The following is a 24,133-nucleotide window of genomic DNA, read 5'->3' as shown; positions in this document are numbered from 1 at the left end:
CGGGCACGCTAACCGAGGAGCGGGACGGGGAAAACCCACGATCCGGCCACTGACAGAGTTGTGAAGCCGTGGCGAGGTGATAGAGTTGCCGGGCAAGCAACCGCGCCGGGGATGGCGCAAGCATGGGGAACAGCATGGCATCGCGCGTCATTCCGGTGGAAGCCTTTGATCTGGTTGTGTTTGGGGGCACGGGCGACCTTGCCCGGCGCAAGATTTTGCCTGCCCTGTTCAAGCGCTACTGTGCCGGGCAGATGCCGGGGCCGTCCCGGCTGATCGGGGCCGCGCGATCCGAGTTGACCACGGAAGGTTATCGCGAGGTGGTGCGGCAGGCGCTGAGAGAGTTTGGCAACACCGATGGTGGTCCGGCGCTCGAAGGGTTTCTGGGGCAGATCGACTATGTGACCATCGATGCGCGGGGTGGCACCGGCTGGCAGGAGCTTTCGGCTTTGCTGGATATCAACGATCACGTGCGCGCGTTTTATTTTTCGGTGGGGCCGGGGCTGTTCAAGGATCTTGCCGAACGTTTGCAGGGGCATCGCATGGTGGATGCCAACAGCCGCATCGTGGTGGAGAAACCCTTTGGCCGCGATCTGGAAAGCGCAAAGGCGTTGAACCGGGTGCTCTGCGGTTTTTTTGACGAGGGGCAGATTTATCGGATCGACCATTATCTCGGCAAGGAAACGGTGCAGAACCTGATGGCCGTGCGCTTTGGCAATATGCTGTTCGAGCCGCTTTGGAACGCGCAATACATCGACCATATCCAGATCACGGTGGCCGAGACTGTGGGTGTTGGCGGGCGCGGCGCCTATTACGAGCGCGCGGGCGCCATGCGCGACATGATGCAGAACCACCTGATGCAGCTGTTGTGCCTGATTGCCATGGAGCCTCCGGCCAAGTTCGAACCTGATGCGGTGCGCGATGAGAAGCTGAAGGTGATCCGGGCGCTGGACCCGGTTGAGCCGCATCACATCGTGCGCGGGCAATACACGCAAGCGGATGGCGTTCAGGGGTTTCGCGATGACGTCGACAATCCACGCTCAAAAACCGAGAGTTTCATTGCCCTCAGGTGCCATTTGTCGAACTGGCGGTGGGCGGGCACGCCGTTTTATTTGCGCACGGGCAAGCGGCTCAAGGGGCGTGACAGCCAGATCACGGTTGTGTTCAAGGACGCGCCGCATTCGATCTTTGGCCCCGACACAGGCCGCCACAACAACGAGCTGACCATTCAGCTGCAGCCCAACGAGGGCATCACGCTGGATGTGACCATCAAGGAACCGGGGCAGGGTGGCATGCGGCTGATTGATGTGCCGCTGGATATGAGCTTTGCCGAGGCGTTGGGACCGGATGCGGATGCGCCGGACGCCTATGAACGGCTGATCATGGATGTGATCCGGGGCAACCAGACGCTGTTCATGCGCGACGATGAAGTCGAGGCGGCCTGGGCCTGGACCGATCCGATCATTCAGGGGTGGGAAGCGCGGGGAGACGTGCCAAAGCCTTATGATGCTTTCACTTCGGGGCCGGACACGGCACAACAGCTCATGCGCCGGGACGGGCGCGAATGGAGAGGAATAGATTCGTGAAGGTGAACACCTATCCCGACAGCGAGATGCTGGCGATTGATTTGGCCAACACGCTTGCGGACGACTTGTCCGAGGCACTGCACCACGAAGAACGTGTGTTGTTTGCAGTGCCCGGTGGCACCTCGCCCGGGCCGGTGTTTGATGATCTTTGCGCGGCGGATATCGACTGGGCGCGGGTGGATGTGGTGCTGACCGACGAGCGCTGGGTTCCCGAGGATCATCCGCGCTCGAACGCGCGTCTTCTCAAGGAGCGGCTGTTGGTGCACCGGGCCTCGGCGGCGCGGTTCATTCCCTTGTTCGCCCCGGCCCATGCGCCCGAGGAAGTGCTGGCGGACCTGGAATCGCTGATTGCCCCCGAGCTGCCGATTGATGTCGCGCTGTTGGGGATGGGGGCGGATATGCATACGGCCTCGTTGTTTCCCAATGCGCCAGGGCTGCACAAGGCGCTGGCCGCGGACGCGCCGATCCTTGTGCCGGTGTATCCGGAAGATCAGCCCGAAGCCCGCGTGACCCTGTCGGCGCGGGTGCTGAACGGGGCGGTGTCCAAGCATGTGCTGATTACCGGGGATGCCAAGCGCGAGGCGTTGCAGGATGCGCTGCATCTGGAGCCGGAAGACGCGCCCATCAAGGCGGTGCTGGACGGGGCAACAGTGCATTGGGCGGCCTGACCGGAGCCTTTGCGCCGGGGCCGGGCGGCATTAGGGCCGCCGTGCGGTTCTGAACAGCAAGAGAAACACAAAGACCGATCCGATCGAGGTGGTGACGATGCCCACGGGCAGTTCCTGAGGCGCAAGCAGCAGGCGGCTGAGGATGTCCGACCCCGTCAGAAGCGCCGCGCCGACGAGGGCGGCGGTTGGGATCAGCGGACGGTGCAGCGGACCCGCGATGCCGCGTGCGATGTGGGGGACCATGAGGCCGACAAAGCCGATAACCCCGGCGACAGAGACAAAGATTGCGGTGGACAGGGCGGCGGTAAAGAACATGGTGAACCGCAGGCCGCGCACAGGCACGCCAAGGGTGCTGGCGGTCAGATCACCGGTCAGCAGCGCATCAAGCCAGCGATTGCGATAGAGCGCATAGGCCAGGATCAGCCCAAGGCCAACCGAGACAAGGGGGAAGGTCTCCCAGCGGGCGAGGCCGAGACCGCCCAGCATCCAGAAAATGACGGAATGGGCGGCGCGGCTGTCGCCGGCGAAGATCAGGTAGTTGGTGATGGCGGCAAAGAGAAAGGATACTGCAAGCCCCGCGAGGATCAGTTTTTCCGGCGCGCTGGTGCGCAGGCCATGCACCAGCGCCAGAACGATGCCGGATGCGATGAGGCCGCCGCAAAAGGCCGCGAGCGGAAGGGTCCAGAATCCGAGGATATCGCCGGTGATGGTGATGACAAAGACCGCGCCCGCGGCGGCGCCGGACGACAGGCCAAACAGGAACGGGTCTGCCAGATCGTTCCGGGTGGTTGTTTGCAACACCACGCCGACGATGCCCAAACCCGCCCCGATCACCGCCGCGAACAAGGCGCGCGGCAGGCGCAGGTCAAACACGATCCGGTGCAGGGGGGACATCTCGCCATCGGCCAGACCGGTGCCCAGCAAAACCGCCTGAACCGCCTCGGAAATGGGAATCGACGTGGTGCCGGTGATGGTCGAAATCAGCAAGAGAACGGCCAGGATGGCCGTCCCCAGGATGAGTGTCGGACCCATTCGGATCATATCAGTCGAGGCTCGGGTGCATGGCCTTGGCCATTTTCGAGATCGCGTTGATATTGGCCGGTCCCGGTGTCAGCTCTTCATACCGCAGGCCGATCCAGCGTTGGTTTTTCACCGCGTCTGTCAGGGACATTACCGGGTGATCCTGAAGAAACTTGAACGTGTCCGCCGCGCCATTGCCGGTCTGGTAGTCCAGCAGCACCAGAAATTCCGGATTGGCCGCTGCCACGGTTTCCCAGGAGGTCCGACCCCAGCTGGTGTCCATGTCATGGGTGACGTTTTCACCGCCCGCCGCCGCAATCATGGCGTCGGGGATGGCGAACTTGCCCGCGGTAAAGGGCGCATCTGCCGGGCCATCCAACAGGAATACGCGGGGTTTGACCATGTCGGCGGTCCGGGCCTCGATCGCGGCCAATTCGTCTTGCCAGCCTGATACCAGTGCAGCGGCCTTGTCTTCGACATCCATGACCGTGCCCAGACGCAGCACATCATCGAACAACAGGTCCATGGTGGCCTCGGGGCGGTTCTTGTCGAGGTGCACGCAGCTTTCGGTCAGGATCATGGTCTTGATCCCAAAGGGGGCCAGCGTGTCCGGGGTCACATCGCCGCCCGGCTTCATGCCATAGTACCAACCGGCAAAGAACAGGTCAGGCTCGGCCGCGACGAGGTTTTCAACCGTCGGGTATTTCGGGGCCAGTTCGGGAATGTCACCGCGCAAGGCGTCAAACTCCGGGCTGGTCTTGTACCAGCCGGTGATGCCGGTCAGGCCGACGATCTTGTCCTGCAGGCCCAGCGCAAACGCCATATCGGTCATGTTCATGTCATGCACGACAAGACGTTCGGGCGTGCTGTCAAAGACCAGCGGTTCGCCGCAGTTGTCGACAGTACGCTCTTGTGCAGAGAGGCTGGTGGCGATGGTGGTTACCAAAGCCACGGACCAGAGGTGTTTCATGGGGGGATGCTCCTGAGATTAGGTTGAAACGGGTGTGCGTCGGATGTCGAGGGCCGGGATCATGCGGCCCTGATGCTGAAAGCGCAGGTAATCGACGCCAAAGGTTGCGCGCACGTGGTCGGGGGTGAGCACCGCGTCCACCGGGCCAAATCCGGTCAGGCGCGTGGTGTGCATCAGGGCGACATGGGTGGCAAAGGCGGGGATCATCACCAGGTCGTGCACGATCATGACCACGGTGATGCCGAGATCTGCGACCAGCGACAGCATCCGCCCCTTGGCGTCGGGGTCCAGATGGTTGGTCGGCTCATCGAGAAACAACAGGGTCGGGTTCTGTGCCAGGGCCCGCGCGATATGGGCGCGCTGGCGTTCGCCGCCCGAGAGCTGGCCAATACGCTTGTCTGCCAGTGCGTCGAGGCGTGTCAGGGTCAGAATGCGGTCGAGATCCGCGGCGTGGGCCTCGGGCGAACGGTCCGCACGGACCGGGATCTGGCCGAGTGCGACATAGTCCCGGAGCGACAGCCGACCATCCGGCAACTCTTGCTGGCTGACGACGGCGATCATGCGGGCGCGGTCCCTGGCCGAGAGGGTGCGCAGGGTCTTGCCCTTGATCCAGATGTCGCCCAGCGCCAGGGGTTCCGCCCCGCAAAGCAGGTTCAGCAGCGTTGTCTTGCCCGCGCCATTCGGACCGGCAATGGCAAGAATGGCGCCTTCGCTGAGGTCAAATGACACATCCTGCAAGAGCGCTTCGCCGTTGGGGGCAAAATACGCAAGGTCTCTGACGCTGAGAAACGGCGTGTCGGTCATGGCCGGTCCCCGGAGGCGATGCACGGCATACGTGAGAGGGTTTTGGTCAAGAGGGGCTGGGGCCGCTCGGTTGCCTTGGTCCATCCGTCCGGGCTGTGATGATACTGCTGCGCGAAGGCGGCAAGTGCCGTGATCTCGGCTTTGGTTTCAATGCCGCCAAAGAGATACTGGGCCTTGTTCACGGCCTGAAACCCAACCGCCCTGGGGGTGTCGCACCCTGCCATGCAGTCAACCGTGCGGATGGCATACCCCTGAGGCAGCCGGCCCTCAAATGCCTCGCGAAATGCGGCGACGGGCTGCGATCCCTTGCAGGTGGCACAGATCAAGATGAAATGATCAGCTGTTCCGGTCATCTTCCGCTCCGCGTGTCCCGGAGGGCAGGCGGAAGGTATCGGTCATGTAAGGGCGCGTTGTCCGTGCCATCAAAGCCTCCTTCCAGGACGCCCCGCCCCGGGTTGGTAAAACATTTGATGGCAGGTCTCCTGACTCGCGGGTCACAGCTTGGCCATCCTTCCCGGCCCTTCGGGCCAGTGGATCTTTGGCTTTGCTTACCGCTTACAGTTGCGGGGGCAGTCACGGAATTGGCGCCATGTGGCAACCGCACCGTATTCCCTTTTTTCCTTTGGGCGAACCATCGGGAACCATCTGGGACCGGAGTGCCTGACGTGATGCGACCTGTCAATTCCGAAAGCAATGGGTTCAGGGGGATTCTTTGTTGGAGGCGGGGCGCAAGTGTCCTGAAGGGCAGGTCTCCGGGAGTCAAAAGGGGCACGTTTGAATAGTTGAGTAAAATTATCGGATTGACTTAACATACTAAAATAGTCAGGTTATGAATATCGAGAACGACTCGCATTTGCGATTGCACTGAGGTTGGTCAGCATGACCCAAAGAACTCAAAATCAGACGAACACATCCGCCCCAGGCGCCATGAGCCTGTCGGAGGTGTTGGTCGAAATTCCCTGGCCGACCGATTGGTGTTTTGAGGCGTTGCTCGACAGGATTGAAAAACGGCAAGAGGACAAGTGGCAATGAGCGCGACAATTGCACAAGCCCAAACCACAAGCAGAGTACCGGCCTGGGTGGCTGAAGATTTGACCCAAGGGGGAAGCCTTGCGCAAATCCGGCTGGGCGATCAGGACTATTTCCTGCGCATCACCCGAGCGGGGAAACTGATCCTGACCAAATGAATGAGACACTTGCGGGCACGGGACGGTTCCGGTGGGCCAAGGTTCTGATCGCGCGCCGATCAAAGCCGGGACCCCAGGCGGATTGCGTGCTTGGTGACGCGCGTTGAGCGGTGACTGGCACGTCAAAAAAATCAAACTCCACTAAAGGGACAACAAAAATGAAACGAGTACTTCTCGCGACCACTGTCGTCGGTCTGACGATGGGCGCGGCAGCCATGGCAGGCACCAAGGCAGAGGTCCTGACCACCTATGCGGATATCGCCGAGGCAAAATATGCCGACAGCCTGACCACGGCCAAGGCGCTCCGGGTCGCGGTGGACAGGCTGGTGGCCGAGCCCACCGAAGCCAATCTGCAAGCCGCCAAGACGGCCTGGCTGGCGGCGCGTGTGCCGTACCAACAGACCGAAGTCTACCGCTTTGGCAATGCCATCGTCGATGACTGGGAGGGCAAGGTGAATGCATGGCCCTTGGACGAAGGGCTGATCGACTACGTGAGTGACGCCTATGGCGGGCCGTCGGATGAAAACGAATATGCCATCCTGAACGTGATCGCCAACCCGAGTTTTGCGCTGGCAGGCGCTGAGATTGATGCCCGCGAGATCACACCACAGCTGCTGGAGGACACCCTGCACGAGGCGGATGGTGTCGAGGCAAATGTGGCCACAGGCTATCACGCCATCGAGTTTCTGCTCTGGGGGCAGGACCTGAACGGCCACGGCACCGGCGCGGGCATGCGCCCGGCGTCGGATTACGCCAAAGGCGACGCCTGTACGGGTGGCAATTGTGATCGCCGTGGGCAGTATCTGGCTGCCGCGACCGATCTGTTGATCTCGGACCTTGAGTTCATGGCCGCTCAGTGGGCCGCGGACGGGGCAGGGCGTGCCACGGTCACCGCCAACGAGGATGCGGGTCTTGTGAGCATTCTGACTGGCATGGGCTCGCTGTCTTACGGTGAACAGGCAGGCGAGCGCATGCGTCTTGGCCTGATGCTGAACGACCCCGAGGAAGAACATGACTGTTTTTCGGACAACACCCACAACAGCCATTTTTATGACGGTAAAGGCATCCAGAACGTGTATCTGGGCCGCTATACCCGCATTGACGGCACGGTTGTGTCGGGGGCATCGCTGTCGGAGCTGGTGGCCGCGGCGGACCCGGATCTTGATACGGAAATGCGCCTGAAGCTGACCGCAACCATGGATGCGCTTGGCGCACTCAAGACCGCGGCAGAGGCCGGTTTTGCCTATGACTCGATGCTGGAAGCCGGAAATGCCGGTGGCGAAGCGTTGATCATGGGGGGCGTCAACGGGCTGGTTGACCAGACCAAGTCGATTGAACGTGTTGTCACCCTGCTGGGTCTGGACGGTGTGTCGGTCGCAGGCTCGGACAGCCTGGATAATCCCGGCGCCGTGTTCGAGTAACCCCTAAAAACAAACAAGCTGCCACCCTCCTGAACCAGTGGGTTGGGGTGGCTTTTGCTCTTAAAACCGCCAGCCAGCGTCATTGCCAGCTTGCTCATCAAACTTAATGAGAAGTTGGACAATGAAGATGAAATTGACGACGGCGCTGGTTTCAGGCGCCCTGTTGGGCTGTGCCCAAAGCGCGTTGGCACAAGAGGCCCCGCGGTTCACCTGGGAAGGGGAGATCGAAATTGGATATCAAAGCATCTATGACTCGGATGTCACGGCCAATGAGGTGGATGATCCCTATCTCTTTGGTGAATTTGCCGCTGAGTATGCGCTGACAGATAGGATGACCCTGTTCGGTGGTCTGACCCTGGAAGAACAAAACAGCCCCGATTCCGGCATTGAGGACCTTGGTTTGTACGTTCACGAGCTGGGCGTGCGGTTCAACGCTGGTCCGGCGACCTACCTTGTCGGTAAATTCGGTCCGGCCTTTGGCGCGACCTGGGATGAAGCCGCCGGGTTCTTTGGCGGGATTATTGCCGAAGACTATGAGCTGACCGAAATGCTGGGTGGGGCAGTTGATTATGAGCTGAGCAGTGGCGGTGTGATTTCGTTTGCTCTGTTCTATGCCGACGACTCTTTCCTGAGTGACTCCGTATTCTATAACCGCGGTCGCAACAGCACGTCGGCAGGCGGGGCGGGCAACACGGGCAAGCTGAACAACGCCTCGATCCAGTGGACGCAGGAGTTTGGCAGGACCCGGATTCTGGCAGGGGCCCGCTATCTGAGCGCTGGAACCGGGGACGTCAAAGACGAAACCGGTCTGGTGTTCGGCGTGGGCCATTCGTTTGACAACGGGCTGGATTTCTGGGGCGAAGTGGCGGTGTTCGACGGCTTTGGTGGTACAGCGGATGACGCCAATTACACCACGCTGAACCTCGCCTATACCATCGGGGATGCCACCACGCTGTCGGGCACCTATGTGCGCCGGGACATCGACAGCACCGGCACCTTGGATGGCTTTACCGTAGGACTGGAGTATGAACTGGACAATGGCATCACCCTTGGGGGCGCGCTTGGCACCACCAAAGAAGCCGGGGTGCGCGATAACCTGATTGGGTTGAACATGGTGATTCCGGTTGGTGGTTAACCACGCCCGACTTTCAATTCATGCCTGGCCGCACGCATTGTCGTGCGGCTGGTTGTCTGGTCTGATGAGCTTGGACACTTTGAATTGGCGTTCCAGAGAAAAAGGATACTCACGGATGTCCCGAAAAAGAGAGAACCAAAGTCTCATGTGCCGCAGGAAACCGGGGTATTCTTTTGTAACGCACCCTCGCAGCCCGAGAGGCGCGCGGCGGTCAATTGGAATTGCCAGACAGGCTTGGTACGCAAAACAATGTTCAGTTTAACGCTGCAAAGAATGGTGGGTGCATCCGGTCTGGTCTTGGCGATCATAGCGGCCGCCAATGTGACCGGTGCGCAAACTTTGGCAGACATCCATCTGGATGTGATCCCCAGAACCGATGCGGAAGTGGCTCGGATCGAAACGGTCACGGCCCCGGCAGAGATGTTCGGAGCACCAGAGCCTTTTGAGGAAAAGAGCGCGGGCGCTGGCACGGTGCGGGCACGCAATGACCGCGATGCATTTTCGCAGCCCTCGGCCAATATGGCGTTTGAGAAAGAGCTGGAATTCAAGGTCGGCAATGGTCTGTTCAAAAAGATCTGGGTCTCATCTCCGGCCTCGACCAAGGCCTCGGACGGGCTGGGGCCTCTTTACAACGCGCGGTCGTGTCAGCGCTGCCATATCAAGGATGGGCGCGGCCACCCGCCGGAAACCAATGACGAAAATGCGGTTTCGATGTTTCTGCGGATTTCGGTTCCGGGGGGCGAGACCCATGGCATTCCGGGCTATCACGCGACGCAGGCGCATCCGGTCTATGGCAGCCAGATGCAGGATTTTGCCCTGGCGGGCATGGCAACTGAGTACCGGCTGAGCATTGCTTATGAAGAGATGGAGGTGGCCCTGTCCGACGGGGAAACCGCCACTTTGCGCGCGCCAACCTATCAGGTCGCGCAACCGGGGTATGGCCCCTTGGGAGAGGATGCCATGCTGAGCCCCCGCGTGGCCCCGCAGATGATTGGTCTGGGGCTGCTTGAGGCTATCCCGGCTCAGGACATTCTGGCCGCCGCAGACCCCGAGGATGAGAACGGTGATGGCATATCGGGGCGTCCGAATATCGTTTGGTCCACGGAGTTTGGGCAAGCGATGCTGGGTCGATTTGGCCTTAAGGCGGGCATCGCGACGGTTCACGAGCAATCCGCCGCGGCCTTTTCAGGCGACATTGGCATTTCGACGCCTTTGTTCCCGGATCCGTGGGGGGATTGCAGCCCGGACCAGAACCAGTGCCGGGGTGCGGTGCACGGGGATGGCGACGCGCGGGGTTTCGAGGTTGATCAGGGCGGTATGGATCTGGTCACGTTTTACAGCCGCAACCTCGGGGTGCCAGCGCGTCGGGATGTGGATGATCCCACGGTTCTAAAGGGTAAGCAGGTGTTTTACGACACCGGCTGTATCGCGTGCCACAGGCCGAAATATGTGACCCATCGTCTGACCTCGCAGCCCGAGCAAAGCTTTCAGTTGATCTGGCCCTATACCGATCTGTTGCTGCACGACATGGGCGAGGGGCTGGCTGACAACCGCCCCGAAGCCGTGGCCGCCGGTCGGGAATGGCGCACGCCGCCACTGTGGGGGATTGGGCTGACGCAACAGGTCAGCGGCCACACGTATTTCCTGCACGATGGCCGGGCGCGCAACCTGCTGGAAGCCATCCTGTGGCATGGTGGCGAGGCCGAGGCGCAGCGCGACGCTGTTGTTGAAATGTCGGCGGTTGACCGTGCAGCCCTGATTGCCTTTCTGGAGAGCCTGTGATGGTCCGTTTTGTTGCCTGTGCGTTTGCCTTTGTGATGACCGTGGTCCCGGTTTGGGCCGACCCGGCCCTTGCCAGGCTCAACGAAAGGGTGGTCACGAACCATGTGATGCCCTTGGTCGAAGAATTCGAGAGTGCTGCGTCGGGGCTGGAGCAGGCTGCGACGGCCAACTGTGCGCCGGACTCGCCCGAGCTGATCGCGGCCTTTTACAAAACGTTTGATGCCTGGACGCGCATGAGCCACCTGCGCTTTGGCCCCACCGAGGCAGAGGACCGCGCCTTTGCCATCGCGTTTTGGCCGGATGGCCGGGGCAAGACACACAAGGCACTGGGCGCCTTGTTGACGGGCGGAGATCTGGCGGTGTTTGAACCTGAGGCCTTTCGGAACGCCTCGATTGCGGCGCGCGGCCTCTATGCGTTGGAGTTTCTGCTCTATGATGCGCAGGTGAGGCAGATGGGGACCGAGGCCGCACGCTGCCGTCTGGTCAGGGCAATTGCCACGGACACGGCGCAAAACGCGGGTGGGATTGCACGGGATTGGGCAGAGTATGGCGACCTGCTTGTCCGCCCGTCGGCGCAAGGCGTCTATCGCAGCGATGCGGAAGCCACACAGGAGTTGTATAAGGCGCTGTTGACTGGATTGCAGTTCACTGCGGACACCCGGTTGGGACGGCCCTTGGGTACATTTGAACGTCCGCGGCCAAAACGCGCCGAATTACATCGGTCGGAGCGGTCACTGCGCCAGATCGAGATGTCGTTGCAGGGTACGCGGCTCTTGGCCATGGAACTGGCGGCAGAGACACCGGCGATCACGGCGCGTCTGGACGCGCTATATGCGGCGGCATTCGGGGTTGTTGCAGAGCTTGACGATCCCGCCTTGGCTGGTGTCGCTGATGTGCAGGGGCGGCTCAGGGTTGAGATCCTGCAGATTGCCATCAACGAAATCCGTGAGATCCTGGCCATGGAGCTGGGCCCGGCTCTGGGTGTTGCGGCGGGGTTCAATGCCCTGGACGGAGACTGAGCATGACCACGCGGCGACGGTTTCTTGGCGGATTGCTGGCCTCGGGTTTGGTGCCGACGCCCAGCTGGGCAGACGTGGGGGCGCCGCGGTTTCTGTCGGCGGCCAGAATGCCCTCCGGGTCTTTTGTGCTTGTGGGATTGCAGGACGACCTGAGCGAAGCTTTTCGTTTGCCCCTGCCAACCCGAGGCCATGCGGCGGCGGCGCATCCTGTGCGCCCCGAGGCCGTGGCCTTTGCACGTCGGCCCGGCACCTATGCGATCATCGTGGACTGTCACACCGGAGACGTTTTGGCCCGGCTTGATGCGCCGGTCGGCAGGCATTTTTACGGGCATGGGTGCTATTCGGGGGAAGGGCATCTGCTGTTCACGACGGAAAACGATTACGACAACGCAAGCGGCGTCATTGGCGTTTGGGATGTACGGGACGGCTATCGCCGGGTGGGTGAGTTTTTCTCGGGTGGGGTCGGTCCGCATGAGATTGCCCTGATGCCGGGTGCCGAGATGTTGGTTGTCGCCAATGGGGGCATTGAAACCCACCCCGAAAGCGGACGGGTCAAGCTGAACATCCCGATGATGCGGCCAAACCTGTGTTATTGCGGCTTTGACGGGCAGGTTCTGGACATTGCCGAGCCGCCTTTGGAGATGCATCGCAACTCAATCCGGCACCTCGCGGTCAGTGGCGAGGGCACAGTGGTGTTTGGCATGCAGTGGCAGGGCGACAGGCAGGAGGTTGTGCCGCTGGTGGGGGCCCACAAGCGCGGGTCGGAGATGAGGTTTTTCGCCGTAGAGACCGAAGTTTGGCGGCAGATGAAGGGCTATGTGGGCAGCGTTGCAATTTCACCCGACGGCAGTCAGGCGGCAGTGACCTCGCCCAGGGGAGGCGTCGCCGCTGTGTTTGATGTCGCTGCGGCAAAGGTAATGTCCGTCAGGCCCATGGAAGATGTGTGCGGTGCCGCCTTTGCGGCGCGCGACTTTGTTTTTACCACTGGAAACGGGGTGGCAAGGTTTTTGGATCAAGGTGGGCAGGCAACCTCGGATCTGGCCTTTGACAATCACCTTTTGCGATTGTGAATGGCCACGGCATGTGGGCGCTGTGTCAGTGGTTTTCCGGAGGGCAGGCAGGTCAGGGTGATCTCAGGTCCGGCGCATCGAGGCGCGCACAGGTAAGTTTCTGAGGTTAAACCGGAAAGCTGGAGCGGGTAACGGGAATTGAACCCGTAACTTAAGCTTGGGAAGCTCGCGTGATACCTTTTCACCATACCCGCCGTGCCGTTTGAGATACCTTGCACAAGCCAGGGGATCAATGCCTTTTGAGGCTAGCGCGGCAGATTAGGTGGATCGTAGTTGGCCAACGGCGTGTCGCGGCGCGTATAGGCGCTGGGGTGGACGTTGGCTTTGTCAGCGATGAAACGCGGTTCTTTCAGAGGCAGATACCAGATGAACCCGCGTCGGTACCATTTGGGAGGCCCTTTTTCGCGCCGTTTGATGGACTTGATCAGGATTTCCAGCACGTGCCAGACCGGCGCGACCTTGCTGTGCCAAAAGGAATCGTGGATCGGGGCAAGGGGGTCGGGTTTGGCATAGGGCAGGCCGCCGGGGGTGCGCGCGTCCTCATCAAGGCCCTTGAGGATCTTGTTGGCCTCGCGGGTGTTGAGTTTGAGGCCATAGGTGCGCGGCGTGGGCAGGGCAGGTTTGCCAGCCTTTTTGCGGGCGGCGTTGTCTTCGGCGTCGGCTGCGCGCTCGTCTGCCGCCAATTGATCGAGCATCCACAAAAGCGTCAGCTTGCCAATGCCGCTTTCATCCTCGGCCGGAGAGCCGCCGATGTCAGAGTGAAAGCCCGGAAACCAACGTTGGGTGACGTACTGGAGACGTTTGCTGGACGCGTGGCGGAAGTTGTTGCCGTAGTAGACCGGTGTACCATCGTCATCACGCTCGGGGGTCCAGTGTTGGGCGCGAAACATCGTGCGGCGTTCGTCAATGGCCAGGGCGTGGGTGACGATGCGCACCGAAACGTTGCTGTTAACGCTGGCGTGGGTGCCGATCTCGGCAAGGCTGCCGTAGGTTCTCAGATTGTACCAGGGACGGCGAAAGCGGATCAGTGAGTTCACGGTGTCAAACAGCATGAGCGCGCGGATCGGGGCGGTCTTGGGGCGAATGACCCGCTCGTATTCGCGAAGCGACTGGAAAACCTTGTCATCGTTGGTGGTTTTCTCAAAATCCGTGACCCGGCGATAGGCGCGGAAAACCGGAGCCACGAGGTGCATGTGATTGGCGTCGACCAGGCCGAAATTGTGGATGAAACCGGCCAGGATACGGGCGGCATAGGCCCCGCGCGAGAACCCGACGATGTAGATCTGGTCGTTGGCATAGTTGCCGTCTCCGCGCGACGCTTGTTTGTCTTCGCGGCTTTGGTAGGTCTCGCAGATGTAGCGGTATGCGCCAAGGACATCATCCTCGAGGCCGAGACCAAAGGTTTGCCCGAGAAACCCGGTGACCGCCTGGCGGATGCGGCCAAAAATCTGCGGGCCGTCATAGGTGCCAACGCCCATGAAGTAACGCGCTTTGTGTTTTTTCTTGTCCAGAGCGCGGTAAAGTTTCAGGACGTTGGTTTCGCGGTTTCCAACCTCGTTGCCGGTTCCGTCAATACAGACGACGATCTTAGCCATGTCGCACCTCGTGCCAATGCCTTTAATGAATGGCACGATGGTGCAGAGTCTGTGGTCAGGGTGTCAAGGCAGGTGATGTTATCCCCGGCGTCTGCGTCGACGGCGTCCGCCGTCCTCGCCCGCACTGTCACCGCCGCCGGTGTTGAAATTCACCTGCGGCAGCTCGACCACGGTGGCGAGGATCGGGAAAGGTTCGACCGAGTTCGGGATGGCGGAGGCATTGACGAAATGCTCTTGGAAACGCGGCTCGACCGCGGTTTCGATCTTTTCGATCTGGCGCACTGTCTCTTCAATTTCTGCGCGCGCCTTGGTGTTCAAAAGAGCGATGCGCGCGCCTGTGCCTGCAGCGTTGCCAGCTGACGTGACCTTGTCGAGCTCGCAGTCAGGGATCATGCCCAGTACCATGGCGTGTTTGGCCGAGATATGCGCCCCAAAGGCCCCGGCGAGCACCACGCGGTCGACGGTGTCGACTCCGAGCTTGTCCATCAACAGGCGCGCACCCGAGTAGAGCGCGGCCTTGGCCATCTGGATCGCCCGGATATCGGGGTTGGTCACAGTGATCGTGGGGCCGCCATCGGCAGAGCCATCCCACAAGAGATAGGAATTGGTGCGACCATCCAGAATACAGCGGGTGGTGCCGACCTGTTCCGCCGAGCCGATCAGCCCCGAGGCGTCAAGGATGCCCGCCAGACGCATTTCGGCAATTGCCTCGATGATGCCCGAGCCGCAGATGCCGGTGATGCCGGTGGTGGCGATTGCCACGTCAAAGCCGTCTTCGTTTGACCAGATATCCGAGCCGATCACGCGAAAGCGCGGTTCCTTGGTCACAGGGTCGATTTCAACGCGTTCGATCGCGCCGGGGGCTGCACGCTGGCCGCTGGTGATCTGCGCGCCTTCAAAGGCGGGGCCAGTGGGTGAGGAACAGGCGAGGACCTTTTCCTTGTTGCCCAAAAGGATTTCCGCGTTGGTGCCCACGTCAACGACAAGCACGAGGTCTTCGGACTTGTCCGGTGCCTCGGACAGCGCCACAGCGGCAGCATCGGCGCCCACGTGGCCTGCGATGCAGGGTAAAAGGTAGACGCGGGCGGCCGGGTGGATGTTGAGATCGAGTTCCACGGCCCGCAGCGCCAGAGCGTTTGACGTGGCGAGTGCGAAAGGTGCCTGACCCAGTTCAAACGGGTCGATGCCAAGGAACAGGTGGTGCATCACCGGGTTGCAGACAAAGACCGCATCCACGATCAGCGCCTTGTCGATCTCGGCCTCGGCTGCGATCTGGGTGAAGAGCGCATTCATGCCCTCGCGCACGGCGCGGGTCATCTCCTGATCGCCGCCCTTGTTCATCATGGCGTAGGACACACGGCTCATCAGGTCTTCGCCAAAGCGGATCTGCGGGTTCATGATGCCGGAAGAGGCGACAACCTCGCCGGTTTGCAGATCACAGAGGTGCGCGGCAATGGTGGTCGAGCCAAGGTCAACGGCGAGGCCATAGACCGAGCCGTCATAGTAGCCGGGCCAGATATGCATGATCTTGGGCGGATGGTCGTCATCGCCAAGGTGCACGGCCACGGTGACTTTCCAGTCGCCTTTGCGCAGCACGGGTTGCATCTGTTGCAGGATGTGCAGGTCGGTTTTGACGTCCTTCAGGTCCCATTGCTTGTCCAGCGCCTCGATCAGGCGCTCCATGTCGCCCGAAGGCTTGTGCATGTCGGGCTCTTCCACCTCGACGTAGAACAGGCGGGTGGAGGGGTTCATGGTGATATCACGGGCTTCGGCGCGTTTGCGCACGACCTGGCGGTGGACCTGGGACTCAGGCGGCACGTCAATCACAATGTCGCCCTGAACCGTGGCCTGACAGCCAAGGCGGCGACCATCAATCAGGCCACGCTTGTCCTTGTAGCGCTGTTCGACTGCGTTCCAGTCGCTGAGCGCGCCCTCTTCGACGGTGACACCGTGTTTGGGGAATTCGCCGTAGGATGGCGTGATCTGACACTTGGAACAGATACCGCGTCCGCCGCAGACCGAGTCAAGGTCAACGCCCAATTGCCGGGCCGCTGTCAGAATCGGAGTGCCCGTCGGAAAGTGGCCACGTTTGCCCGAAGGGGTGAAGATCACGAGGGGATCGCTGCTCATTTCGCTACCTGTCGTCTTGTTCGCGGGTTTCACCATAACTGGCGCGTCGCGCGGTGAAAGGCAAGGAGCGGCATGGGAATGTAAATGCGCGGCATGTGCATCAGATTTGAGGCCTCCGGCGGGAGTATTTTTGGCAATACGAAGCCATATTGGCGGGCCGGGAAGGGCTGCGGCGATTATTGGGGTTTCGCAAGCGGGCAGGGCATGCAATAGGGAAGCGCCAAACGAGGTCATCCCAAGGAGATGTGTGATGGAGATTCGTGAGGCTCTCACTTTTGACGATGTTTTGCTGGTTCCCGCGGCGTCCAGCGTTCTGCCGACAACGGCGGATACGCGCACCTTTGTGACGCGATCGATCGCGATGAACATCCCGCTTTTGTCGAGCGCGATGGACACGGTGACCGAGGCCCGTATGGCGATTGCCATGGCACAGGCCGGCGGCATGGGGGTGATCCACAAGAACCTGGATGCCGAAACCCAGTCGCGTGAAGTGCGGCGTGTGAAACGGTTTGAATCGGGCATTGTCTACAACCCCGTGACACTGACCCGCGATCAGACCATTGCCGACGCCAAGGCGCTGGTTGAGCGCTACAACTTCACCGGCTTCCCGGTGGTTGACGCGACCGGCCGTGTCGAAGGCATCGTGACCAATCGCGACATGCGCTTTGCCACCTCGGATGAGATGCCGGTGAGCGCGGTCATGACCACCAATGACCTGGCCATTCTGCATGAGCCTGCCGATCTGGAAGAAGCCAAGAGCATGATGCGGGCGCGGCGGATTGAGAAGCTGCTGGTCACCGATGGCGAGGGCAAGCTGACGGGCCTGCTGACCTTGAAGGACACGGAACAGGCGGTGTTGAACCCCACGGCCTGCAAGGACGATCTGGGCCGCCTGCGCGTGGCGGCGGCATCTTCGGTCGGAGACAGCGGTTTCGCCCGTTCAGAGATGCTGATTGACGCCGGTGTGGACATTGTTGTGGTCGACACAGCCCACGGTCACTCGGAAGGCGTGATCGAAGCGGTGAAGCGGATCAAGGCGCAGTCGAACGCGGTGCAGGTTATCGCGGGCAATGTGGCAACCGCCGAGGCGACCAAGGCGTTGATCGATGCCGGGGCCGATGCGGTGAAGGTGGGCATCGGGCCGGGGTCGATCTGTACCACGCGCATGGTGGCCGGTGTGGGCGTACCTCAGTTGACGGCGATCGGAGATTGCTCCAAGGCTGCCGGAGAGACGCCGGTGATTGCCGATGGTGGTATCAAGTTTTCAGGCGATTTTGCCAAGGCGATTGCCGCCGGTGCCAGCTGTGCCATGGTCGGGTCAATGATCGCAGGCACAGATGAAAGCCCCGGAGAAGTCATTCTTTATCAAGGTCGTAGCTTTAAAAGCTACCGTGGTATGGGCAGCCTTGGCGCGATGGCGCGGGGCTCGGCAGATCGGTACTTCCAAAAGGACGCGGCAAGCGACAAGCTGGTGCCGGAAGGCATTGAGGGTCAGGTGCCCTACAAGGGTGGCGCAGGTGCGGTGATCCACCAACTGGTCGGCGGTTTGCGCGCGGCGATGGGGTACACCGGCAATGGAACGGTGGCCGAGATGCGCCAGAATTGCCAGTTTGTGAAGATCACCGGCGCGGGTCTGAAGGAAAGCCACGTGCATGACGTGCAGATCACCCGCGAAAGCCCGAACTACCGGATTGGTGGATGACACCTGCGGCGCGCGTCCAGACAGCGATTGAGCTATTGCAAGAGGTCCTTGGGGGCTTGCCTGCAGAGAAGGTTCTGACCGCTTGGGCGCGCCGCTCCCGGTTTGCAGGCTCCAAGGACCGGGCCGCCGTGCGTGACCATGTCTTTGATGTGCTGCGGCGCAGGCGGTCGGTTTTGCCCACTGGGCTTAACGAAAACGGGCGCGCTCTGATGCTGGGGTTGTTGCGTCAGGATGGGGGTGATCTGGACGCGCTGTTCGCGGATTTGCCCTATGGGCCTGAAGCGATGTCCGAGATCGAAACCGAGGCATTGTCCCGCCCGTTTCCCAATCAGGTTGATCTGCCTGAGTGGATCGTGCCCCGTCTGGAGGCGGCCCTGGGAGATGCCTTTGGCGCCGAAACAACTGCCATCCAGCACCGCGCGCCGGTCTTTTTGCGGGCAAACCTTGGAAAAGGTACGCGACAGCAAGCCCAGACCGCTTTGGCAGCTGAGGGTGTGGTGTGTGAAAGCAGCCCGCTTGCAGATACGGCGATCGTCGTGCAGAACGGAGCGCGGCGCGTGGCGCAAACCAAGGCATATCGCGAGGGGTTGGTTGAGGTGCAGGATGCCTCGAGTCAGGCCGCGATTGCCGGGCTGCCACTACGGGATGGCATGCGTGTTCTGGATTACTGTGCGGGCGGAGGCGGTAAAGTCCTGGCCATGGCTGCGCGCATGAAGGGACAGTTTGTCGCCCATGATGCGAATCCGCAGCGTCTGCGAGATTTGCCAGCAAGGGCCAAGCGAGCAGGTGTGCGAGTCGATATTCTGAGTAAAGAACAACTCAGGCGGGAACCTGGCTTTGACCTGGTATTTTGTGATGTACCTTGCTCCGGCAGCGGTACCTGGCGGCGTTCTCCGGATGCCAAGTGGCGGTTTTCGGAATCGGACCTTGGTGCGTTAACCAAGGTGCAGGCAGACATACTTGAGCGCTGTGTTTCTTATGTAAAACAAGATGGTACGTTGATCTATGCAACCTGTTCTCAGTTGCGGGAAGAGAACGAAGATCAGGTGGCACGCTTCCTGCGGGATCATGGCGAGTTTGAGTGCAATCATATGCAGCGCTGGTACATGCAGCAAGGATGTGATGGGTTTTTCATTGCCCATTTGACGCAGCGCTAGACCGCAGGATATACAACCTATAAGAGAAAGATGATGATTAATCGGCTGTTAAGCCTTTGATCTCATCTTGGTTTAGGTTGTTGCAGGAGGCCCGGTTGGCATTTTCGGCGTTTGAAACAGCGCATGTCCCCGCGAGGGGCTATTCTTTGCGCGGGTGGCAAAGTTTGGTGCTTCTGTGCGTGTCGGCGATGTTTTTTGTCACGATGGCTTCCGTCGCAGGGGCTGAATTGCGATTTGGTCTGGGTCTGACAGGCGGTATTCTGGCTGTATCCACGCTGATCTTTTATCTGCGGTCTCAATTGCAGCACAGAGAGTCTGTGGCGCTTTCGCAAGCGCTGGGGGCGATGATTGCGCGCGGTCCGAATACCCAGTTATTGACTGATGACGTCGGCCGCATCCTGGGCTCAAACCGCGGGACCGACATGGAAGGGCGCGACGTCACCACTCTGCTGGACCAAGAGATGGCCGACCCGACAGGCTTTGTGCGATCTCTGGTGCACCGCGCACGCCAGCAGGGGCAAGTGGGTGAAACGCTGATATGGCGCACCGGACGGTTGAAGCTTCATGTTGCGCTGTTGGGGGATGCGTTTTTTCATTGGCAGATTGAGAAACAGGCACCGGCAGAGACAATTGTCCCCGGCGCAGGGGTTCCACGGCTGCCGATGCTGACAGTCGGTCAGCGGGATTCGATTCTGTTCATGAACGCTGCCGCACGCGACATTCTTGGGGCACGCAAACTCGGGCTTGGCGATGTGTTTGGGGCCACTGGTCCGCGCACCGGAGAGATCAACACAATCGAGACTTCGGATGGCGTGCGCCAGTGTCTGGTGGCCGAGTTTCCGCTGTCTGCCGGGCGGCGCGAGATTTACCTTTTGCCGACCAGCGTGCCAGCGATGCAGGGGGGGGCCATCCAATTCGACGAGCTGCCGGTTCCCTTGTTGAAAGTGAGTGTGGACGGTCGCGTGCTGATGGCCAACCGGGCGGCTCGTGCGCTTGTGGAAACGCATGTCGGTCCACGCACAAACATGAGCGATCTGATGGAGGGGTTGGGGCGTTCGATTTCCGACTGGCTGGCTGAGGCGGCCGCGGGCCATGGCGAGCACCACTCCGAATTCCTGCTTTTGCGACGCAGTGATCGTGAGGTTTTTGTGCAGGTCAGCCTTAACAGGATGATAGAAGGCGACGACGTCTCGCTGATCGCTGTGCTGAGCGATGCAACCGAATTGAAGTCGCTCGAGGCACAGTTTGTGCAAAGCCAGAAAATGCAGGCCATCGGTCAGTTGGCAGGCGGAGTGGCGCATGATTTCAACAACTTGCTGACCGCGATCACCGGGCATTGTGATCTCTTGCTGCTACGTCACAGCCAGGGGGATCCGGATTTTGGGGACCTCGTACAGATCAATGAAAATGCCAACCGGGCTGCGGCGCTGGTGGGGCAGCTTCTGGCGTTTTCGCGCAAACAGAACCTCATGCCTGAAGTGCTGGACCTTCGCGATACTTTGGCAGATCTGACCCATTTGTTGAACCGGTTGGTCGGAGAACGCATCACGCTGACCCTGATGCATGACCCCAAGCTGCGTTCGATCCGCGCTGACAAACGGCAGCTAGAGCAGGTGTTGATGAATCTGGTCGTGAATGCCCGCGACGCCATGCCCGACGGCGGAGAGATTTCGATTCGCACAGAGAGCATTGTTCTGGATCACCCGCTTGAAAGGGACCGTGCGACGGTTCCCGAGGGTCGCTACGTCGGAGTCAAGGTAACGGATCAGGGCACCGGGATTCCCCCCGACAAACTTCAAAAAGTGTTTGAACCCTTTTACACCACCAAACGCACGGGTGAGGGGACAGGGCTGGGCCTGTCGACAGCCTATGGCATCGTCAAGCAAACCGGTGGCTATATCTTTGTCGACAGTATCGAGAGCGAAGGAACCACCTTTACCCTACTGTTTCCGGCGCACGAGCTGTATGAACAGCCCGTCCCTAAGAAACCCAAACCCACCGAGCCGAGCGTTGAAAAGCAAAGAGGTGGCGTGGTGCTTTTGGTCGAAGATGAGGCCCCTGTGCGCAGCTTTGCTTCTCGGGCTTTGCGGCTGAATGGGTTCACGGTGCTGGAAGCAGGCTCAGGCGAAGAAGCGTTGGATGTTCTTGATGATCAAAACCTGCATGTGGATCTGTTTGTCAGCGATGTGGTTATGCCGGGATTGGACGGTCCGGCCTGGGTTACGCGTGCACGCGAGTCCCGTCCCAACACCCGGGTGGTGTTCATGTCCGGCTATGCCGAGGACAGTTTTTCCGACAAAAAGGCACGTATTGACGGATCGGCATTTCTGCCAAAACCTTTTTCTCTCAAGGATTTAACGCGCATAGTTCAACTGCAGTTCGACGCGCCTTAGGGAATGCTGTCGTAAAGCGTGAACTCTTCTGCGCACTTTCTGCGCAGCTTTGTTTCCATCCGTGGGGAAAGGGTCAACGCCATCTCAGGTGACACGTTCTCACGGCTGAGGGAAAGCGTTGTATTCAACCGTTCCTCGAGAAAACTCAACAGGCGCGGCTGATCCTCATAGCGAAAAAGATGCGTGACCGAGGTGCCGTTTGGGCGTGGCTCCAGAAACTTGGCCTGGCTTCCAACGTTGGCATAGGGCGGGCGGTTGCCCTGGCTGTAGGCGTCGACAAACGCGTCAAACGTCAGGTCGTGGGTGGATTTGGGCTGGCCCTTCATAGCATCCCGCCGCCGGTACCTGTACCAACTGCCCAGCCAACTGATGGGTTCACGCATCACCGCGACAGTTTCCATGTTGTCTTCTTTGCAGGCCTTCTCGAACATCGGGCGGAAAAACCGGTTATAGCGATAGACCGGTGCGTGTTTTAATTCGGGCGGATTGGAGATCACCATATCCGCCGAAGGGGCGAGTGCCTTTTCCAAAGCGGTTGTTCCGGTCTTGGGCACCGAAAGAAGAACAAGCTTTTCTTTCCAGAAAACAAGCATTTGCCAGCCTCAAATATTCGATCTTGGTTATTTTTCTTATTCATAAACTACTCTTTAACCGTTCCGCGAAAAAGTGGTTTCGAGAAAATTCTATTGAAATGTTCTCCTTTTGATCTCATAAGATGTGAGAACAAGTCGAGAACACCGACATCATTGCCGCCACGTGCGGCGTATGGAATAAGGGAGCAACCCCATGGCAACGGCAGAGCTTTTTGAAATGAGCAGTAAGAAATCAGCAGACAAACAAAAGGCGCTGGACAGCGCCCTGGCCCAGATCGAGCGACAGTTCGGTAAGGGGTCGATCATGAAGCTTGGCGCGGACAACCCGGCCCAGGAGATCGAGTCGACGTCGACCGGGTCGCTTGGCCTGGACATCGCACTGGGAATCGGAGGGCTTCCCAAGGGTCGGATTATCGAGATTTACGGGCCGGAAAGCTCGGGCAAGACCACCCTGACGCTGCATTGCGTGGCCGAAGAGCAAAAAAAGGGCGGTGTTTGCGCCTTTGTTGATGCGGAACACGCGTTGGACCCGCTCTACGCCAAGAAGCTTGGCGTCGATCTGGATGAATTGCTGATCTCGCAGCCGGATACCGGTGAGCAGGCGTTGGAAATCACCGATACGCTGGTGCGTTCGGGCGCGGTGAATATGGTTGTGGTCGACTCGGTGGCGGCACTGACGCCCAAGTCCGAACTAGAAGGCGACATGGGCGATTCGAGTGTCGGCGTTCAGGCCCGCCTGATGAGTCAGGCGATGCGTAAACTGACCGGATCAATTGCGCGCTCGAATTGCATGGTGATCTTTATCAACCAGATTCGCATGAAGATCGGTGTGATGTTCGGCAGCCCCGAGACCACAACCGGCGGTAACGCGTTGAAATTCTACAGTTCTGTGCGTCTGGATATTCGCCGCATCGGGGCGATCAAGGACCGGGACGAAGTGGTCGGCAACGCCACGCGCGTCAAAGTGGTCAAGAACAAGGTCGCCCCGCCCTTTAAGCAGGTGGAATTTGACATCATGTATGGCGAAGGCATCTCGAAAAATGGCGAGTTGCTGGATCTGGGTGTGGCTGCGGGTGTCGTCGCGAAATCCGGTTCGTGGTTCTCATACGGCGATGAACGCATCGGTCAGGGGCGCGAAAATGCCAAGACCTTCCTGCGAGAAAACAAAAAAGTGGCCTATGAGATCGAAGACAAGATTCGCGCGGCGCATGGTCTGGAGTTCGACATGCCGCCCGGCGAAGACGACAATGATGTCTTGATGGAAGATGATGCATGACACACGTCACGCGTGACGTATTGGATCGGGCCCTGTCCGATGTGATGGCCGCTCCCAGCGATGGGGCGGCCATTTCCATGTTGTGCCTGCGCCCTGAGCGGAATCAACGGCAATTCGTCGATGAAATCACATTGACGCGGGACCGGGGTATTCCGGGGGAGCGATGGGAAAGCCAGCCGTGGCTGCTGGACGATGACGGCAAGCCACATCCCGGCATTCAGGTCAGTATCTTGCAAAAACGGGTGTTGGATCTGGTTTGGCGGGATCGCGAAAACACGGTGCATCCGGGTGATACATTCATTGCCGACATGGATATGTCAGAAGCCAACCTGCCGGTTGGGCAATTGCTGCGCGTTGGCAGCACAGTTTTGCGGGTCTCGGATGTTTTCAACGAAGGCTGCGTCAAATGGAAGGCGCGCTATGGCAGGGACGCCAAGGATTGGATCACGGCCCCGGGGCATCCCGAACTCAGATTGCGCGGTGTCTTGTGCAGCATTGAAAAGGACGGCGTCATTCGCACCGGAGACACGTTGAGAAAAACAGACCAGATTTAGGTCCAGTTGGCGCGCCCGCGCTTTGACATGTGGACAGGGGCGGGCAGGGGTTATAAACCCCGTTGAAACGAGTA

The 24,133-nt window shown here is 60.0% G+C and carries 20 protein-coding genes, 1 tRNA gene and 1 riboswitch; of the genes, 13 read left to right on the top strand and 8 right to left on the bottom strand.

Going from position 1 to position 24,133, the window contains the following annotated elements; genetic code table 11:
- Window positions 1-134: 134 nt before the first annotated feature.
- Together zwf and pgl are read left to right on the top strand one after the other, a co-directional pair.
- Complete coding sequence (zwf, locus tag EK369_RS02675) at window positions 135-1,583, top strand: glucose-6-phosphate dehydrogenase (protein WP_127112126.1); 1,449 nt, start codon at window positions 135-137, stop codon at window positions 1,581-1,583.
- The gene (gene pgl / locus EK369_RS02670; protein ID WP_438672151.1) at window positions 1,562-2,251 is read left to right on the top strand and encodes a 6-phosphogluconolactonase; all 690 of its coding nucleotides are present in this window, start codon (window positions 1,562-1,564) and stop codon (window positions 2,249-2,251) included. The genes zwf and pgl overlap by 22 nt, the downstream gene beginning before the upstream one ends.
- A gap of 30 nt (window positions 2,252-2,281) precedes the next feature.
- Here the strand turns inward: pgl and EK369_RS02665 are convergent, their stop codons facing one another.
- Genes EK369_RS02665 through EK369_RS02650 form a run of 4 tightly spaced genes read right to left on the bottom strand, consistent with a single transcriptional unit; the run spans window position 2,282 to window position 5,398 of the window.
- Window positions 2,282-3,292: a FecCD family ABC transporter permease gene (locus EK369_RS02665; RefSeq protein WP_127112124.1), complete on the bottom strand. Its 1,011-nt coding sequence runs from the start codon at window positions 3,290-3,292 to the stop codon at window positions 2,282-2,284.
- Between the two features lies 1 nt (window position 3,293).
- Window positions 3,294-4,241 carry an ABC transporter substrate-binding protein gene (locus tag EK369_RS02660; protein WP_127112123.1) on the bottom strand — a complete coding sequence of 316 codons (948 nt, stop codon included), beginning with the start codon at window positions 4,239-4,241 and terminating at the stop codon, window positions 3,294-3,296.
- Between the two features lie 18 nt (window positions 4,242-4,259).
- The gene (locus tag EK369_RS02655; protein ID WP_127112122.1) at window positions 4,260-5,045 is read right to left on the bottom strand and encodes an ABC transporter ATP-binding protein; all 786 of its coding nucleotides are present in this window, start codon (window positions 5,043-5,045) and stop codon (window positions 4,260-4,262) included.
- Complete coding sequence (locus tag EK369_RS02650; protein ID WP_127112121.1) at window positions 5,042-5,398, bottom strand: DUF1636 family protein; 357 nt, start codon at window positions 5,396-5,398, stop codon at window positions 5,042-5,044. Before EK369_RS02650 ends, EK369_RS02655 begins: the two co-directional genes overlap by 4 nt.
- A 102-nt stretch (window positions 5,399-5,500) precedes the next feature.
- A riboswitch (cobalamin riboswitch) is annotated at window positions 5,501-5,706 on the bottom strand.
- 367 nt (window positions 5,707-6,073) lie between these two features.
- On the opposite strand from EK369_RS02650, the gene hemP reads away from it, so the two are divergent.
- The 6 genes from hemP (at window position 6,074) to EK369_RS02620 (ending at window position 12,659) form a co-directional block, all read left to right on the top strand.
- Window positions 6,074-6,232: a hemin uptake protein HemP gene (gene hemP, locus EK369_RS02645; RefSeq protein ID WP_127112120.1), complete on the top strand. Its 159-nt coding sequence runs from the start codon at window positions 6,074-6,076 to the stop codon at window positions 6,230-6,232.
- Between the two features lie 158 nt (window positions 6,233-6,390).
- Window positions 6,391-7,653, top strand: a complete 1,263-nt coding sequence (locus tag EK369_RS02640) for an imelysin family protein (RefSeq protein WP_127112119.1) — start codon at window positions 6,391-6,393, stop codon at window positions 7,651-7,653.
- 127 nt (window positions 7,654-7,780) lie between these two features.
- Window positions 7,781-8,788: a hypothetical protein gene (locus EK369_RS02635; RefSeq protein ID WP_235871323.1), complete on the top strand. Its 1,008-nt coding sequence runs from the start codon at window positions 7,781-7,783 to the stop codon at window positions 8,786-8,788.
- A 249-nt stretch (window positions 8,789-9,037) separates the two neighbouring features.
- Window positions 9,038-10,570, top strand: a complete 1,533-nt coding sequence (locus tag EK369_RS02630) for a di-heme oxidoreductase family protein (RefSeq protein ID WP_235871322.1) — start codon at window positions 9,038-9,040, stop codon at window positions 10,568-10,570.
- Window positions 10,570-11,589 carry an imelysin family protein gene (locus EK369_RS02625; RefSeq protein ID WP_164726824.1) on the top strand — a complete coding sequence of 340 codons (1,020 nt, stop codon included), beginning with the start codon at window positions 10,570-10,572 and terminating at the stop codon, window positions 11,587-11,589. The genes EK369_RS02630 and EK369_RS02625 overlap by 1 nt, the downstream gene beginning before the upstream one ends.
- A gap of 2 nt (window positions 11,590-11,591) precedes the next feature.
- Window positions 11,592-12,659 (top strand): DUF1513 domain-containing protein, encoded by a 1,068-nt coding sequence (locus tag EK369_RS02620; RefSeq protein ID WP_127112117.1) that lies wholly within the window; start codon window positions 11,592-11,594, stop codon window positions 12,657-12,659.
- 120 nt (window positions 12,660-12,779) lie between these two features.
- On the opposite strand, the gene EK369_RS02615 is transcribed toward EK369_RS02620, so the two are convergent.
- From EK369_RS02615 to EK369_RS02605, 3 genes are all read right to left on the bottom strand, one after another.
- Window positions 12,780-12,853: transfer RNA gene (locus EK369_RS02615), tRNA-Gly, on the bottom strand.
- A gap of 51 nt (window positions 12,854-12,904) precedes the next feature.
- Window positions 12,905-14,254, bottom strand: a complete 1,350-nt coding sequence (locus tag EK369_RS02610; RefSeq protein ID WP_127112116.1) for a T6SS phospholipase effector Tle1-like catalytic domain-containing protein — start codon at window positions 14,252-14,254, stop codon at window positions 12,905-12,907.
- 78 nt (window positions 14,255-14,332) lie between these two features.
- Window positions 14,333-16,384: an ASKHA domain-containing protein gene (locus EK369_RS02605; protein ID WP_206198013.1), complete on the bottom strand. Its 2,052-nt coding sequence runs from the start codon at window positions 16,382-16,384 to the stop codon at window positions 14,333-14,335.
- A gap of 250 nt (window positions 16,385-16,634) precedes the next feature.
- On the opposite strand from EK369_RS02605, the gene guaB reads away from it, so the two are divergent.
- The 3 genes from guaB to EK369_RS02590 all read left to right on the top strand — a co-directional run bounded on the left by guaB (window position 16,635) and on the right by EK369_RS02590 (window position 21,636).
- Entirely contained in the window at window positions 16,635-18,086 is a 1,452-nt protein-coding gene (gene guaB, locus EK369_RS02600) for an IMP dehydrogenase (RefSeq protein WP_127112114.1), read from the top strand.
- On the top strand, window positions 18,083-19,243 hold the full coding sequence (locus EK369_RS02595; protein WP_127112113.1) for an RsmB/NOP family class I SAM-dependent RNA methyltransferase: 1,161 nt from the start codon (window positions 18,083-18,085) through the stop codon (window positions 19,241-19,243). Before guaB ends, EK369_RS02595 begins: the two co-directional genes overlap by 4 nt.
- A gap of 203 nt (window positions 19,244-19,446) precedes the next feature.
- The gene (locus EK369_RS02590) at window positions 19,447-21,636 is read left to right on the top strand and encodes a hybrid sensor histidine kinase/response regulator (protein WP_235871321.1); all 2,190 of its coding nucleotides are present in this window, start codon (window positions 19,447-19,449) and stop codon (window positions 21,634-21,636) included.
- On the opposite strand, the gene EK369_RS02585 is transcribed toward EK369_RS02590, so the two are convergent.
- Window positions 21,633-22,229 carry a sulfotransferase family 2 domain-containing protein gene (locus tag EK369_RS02585; protein WP_127112111.1) on the bottom strand — a complete coding sequence of 199 codons (597 nt, stop codon included), beginning with the start codon at window positions 22,227-22,229 and terminating at the stop codon, window positions 21,633-21,635. The two genes, EK369_RS02590 and EK369_RS02585, sit on opposite strands and share 4 nt — an antisense overlap.
- Window positions 22,230-22,422: 193 nt before the next feature.
- On the opposite strand from EK369_RS02585, the gene recA reads away from it, so the two are divergent.
- Together recA and EK369_RS02575 are read left to right on the top strand one after the other, a co-directional pair.
- Window positions 22,423-23,505, top strand: coding sequence for a recombinase RecA (recA, locus tag EK369_RS02580; RefSeq protein WP_127112110.1), 1,083 nt, complete (start codon window positions 22,423-22,425; stop codon window positions 23,503-23,505).
- Complete coding sequence (locus EK369_RS02575; RefSeq protein ID WP_127112109.1) at window positions 23,502-24,059, top strand: MOSC domain-containing protein; 558 nt, start codon at window positions 23,502-23,504, stop codon at window positions 24,057-24,059. The genes recA and EK369_RS02575 overlap by 4 nt, the downstream gene beginning before the upstream one ends.
- Window positions 24,060-24,133: the final 74 nt, after the last annotated feature.

Source organism: Shimia sediminis (assembly GCF_003990645.1).
GTDB lineage: Bacteria > Pseudomonadota > Alphaproteobacteria > Rhodobacterales > Rhodobacteraceae > Shimia > Shimia sediminis.
The sequence above is the reverse complement of the archived record's forward strand: the minus strand, read 5'-3'. Positions and strand labels throughout refer to the sequence as shown.

Excerpts from the sequence above, each read along its gene's own strand:
- EK369_RS02605 (WP_206198013.1), bottom strand. The coding sequence starts at position 16,384 with ATGAGCAGCGATCCCCTCGTGATCTTCACCCCTTCGGGCAAACGTGGC.
- EK369_RS02585 (WP_127112111.1), bottom strand. The coding sequence starts at position 22,229 with ATGCTTGTTTTCTGGAAAGAAAAGCTTGTTCTTCTTTCGGTGCCCAAG.
- guaB (WP_127112114.1), top strand. The coding sequence starts at position 16,635 with ATGGAGATTCGTGAGGCTCTCACTTTTGACGATGTTTTGCTGGTTCCC.
- EK369_RS02640 (WP_127112119.1), top strand. The coding sequence starts at position 6,391 with ATGAAACGAGTACTTCTCGCGACCACTGTCGTCGGTCTGACGATGGGC.
- EK369_RS02595 (WP_127112113.1), top strand. The coding sequence starts at position 18,083 with ATGACACCTGCGGCGCGCGTCCAGACAGCGATTGAGCTATTGCAAGAG.
- EK369_RS02655 (WP_127112122.1), bottom strand. The coding sequence starts at position 5,045 with ATGACCGACACGCCGTTTCTCAGCGTCAGAGACCTTGCGTATTTTGCC.
- EK369_RS02610 (WP_127112116.1), bottom strand. The coding sequence starts at position 14,254 with ATGGCTAAGATCGTCGTCTGTATTGACGGAACCGGCAACGAGGTTGGA.
- EK369_RS02625 (WP_164726824.1), top strand. The coding sequence starts at position 10,570 with ATGGTCCGTTTTGTTGCCTGTGCGTTTGCCTTTGTGATGACCGTGGTC.
- EK369_RS02620 (WP_127112117.1), top strand. The coding sequence starts at position 11,592 with ATGACCACGCGGCGACGGTTTCTTGGCGGATTGCTGGCCTCGGGTTTG.
- EK369_RS02660 (WP_127112123.1), bottom strand. The coding sequence starts at position 4,241 with ATGAAACACCTCTGGTCCGTGGCTTTGGTAACCACCATCGCCACCAGC.
- EK369_RS02630 (WP_235871322.1), top strand. The coding sequence starts at position 9,038 with ATGTTCAGTTTAACGCTGCAAAGAATGGTGGGTGCATCCGGTCTGGTC.
- EK369_RS02590 (WP_235871321.1), top strand. The coding sequence starts at position 19,447 with ATGGCTTCCGTCGCAGGGGCTGAATTGCGATTTGGTCTGGGTCTGACA.
- pgl (WP_438672151.1), top strand. The coding sequence starts at position 1,562 with ATGGAGAGGAATAGATTCGTGAAGGTGAACACCTATCCCGACAGCGAG.
- zwf (WP_127112126.1), top strand. The coding sequence starts at position 135 with ATGGCATCGCGCGTCATTCCGGTGGAAGCCTTTGATCTGGTTGTGTTT.
- EK369_RS02635 (WP_235871323.1), top strand. The coding sequence starts at position 7,781 with ATGAAATTGACGACGGCGCTGGTTTCAGGCGCCCTGTTGGGCTGTGCC.
- EK369_RS02575 (WP_127112109.1), top strand. The coding sequence starts at position 23,502 with ATGACACACGTCACGCGTGACGTATTGGATCGGGCCCTGTCCGATGTG.
- EK369_RS02650 (WP_127112121.1), bottom strand. The coding sequence starts at position 5,398 with ATGACCGGAACAGCTGATCATTTCATCTTGATCTGTGCCACCTGCAAG.
- recA (WP_127112110.1), top strand. The coding sequence starts at position 22,423 with ATGGCAACGGCAGAGCTTTTTGAAATGAGCAGTAAGAAATCAGCAGAC.
- hemP (WP_127112120.1), top strand. The coding sequence starts at position 6,074 with ATGAGCGCGACAATTGCACAAGCCCAAACCACAAGCAGAGTACCGGCC.
- EK369_RS02665 (WP_127112124.1), bottom strand. The coding sequence starts at position 3,292 with ATGATCCGAATGGGTCCGACACTCATCCTGGGGACGGCCATCCTGGCC.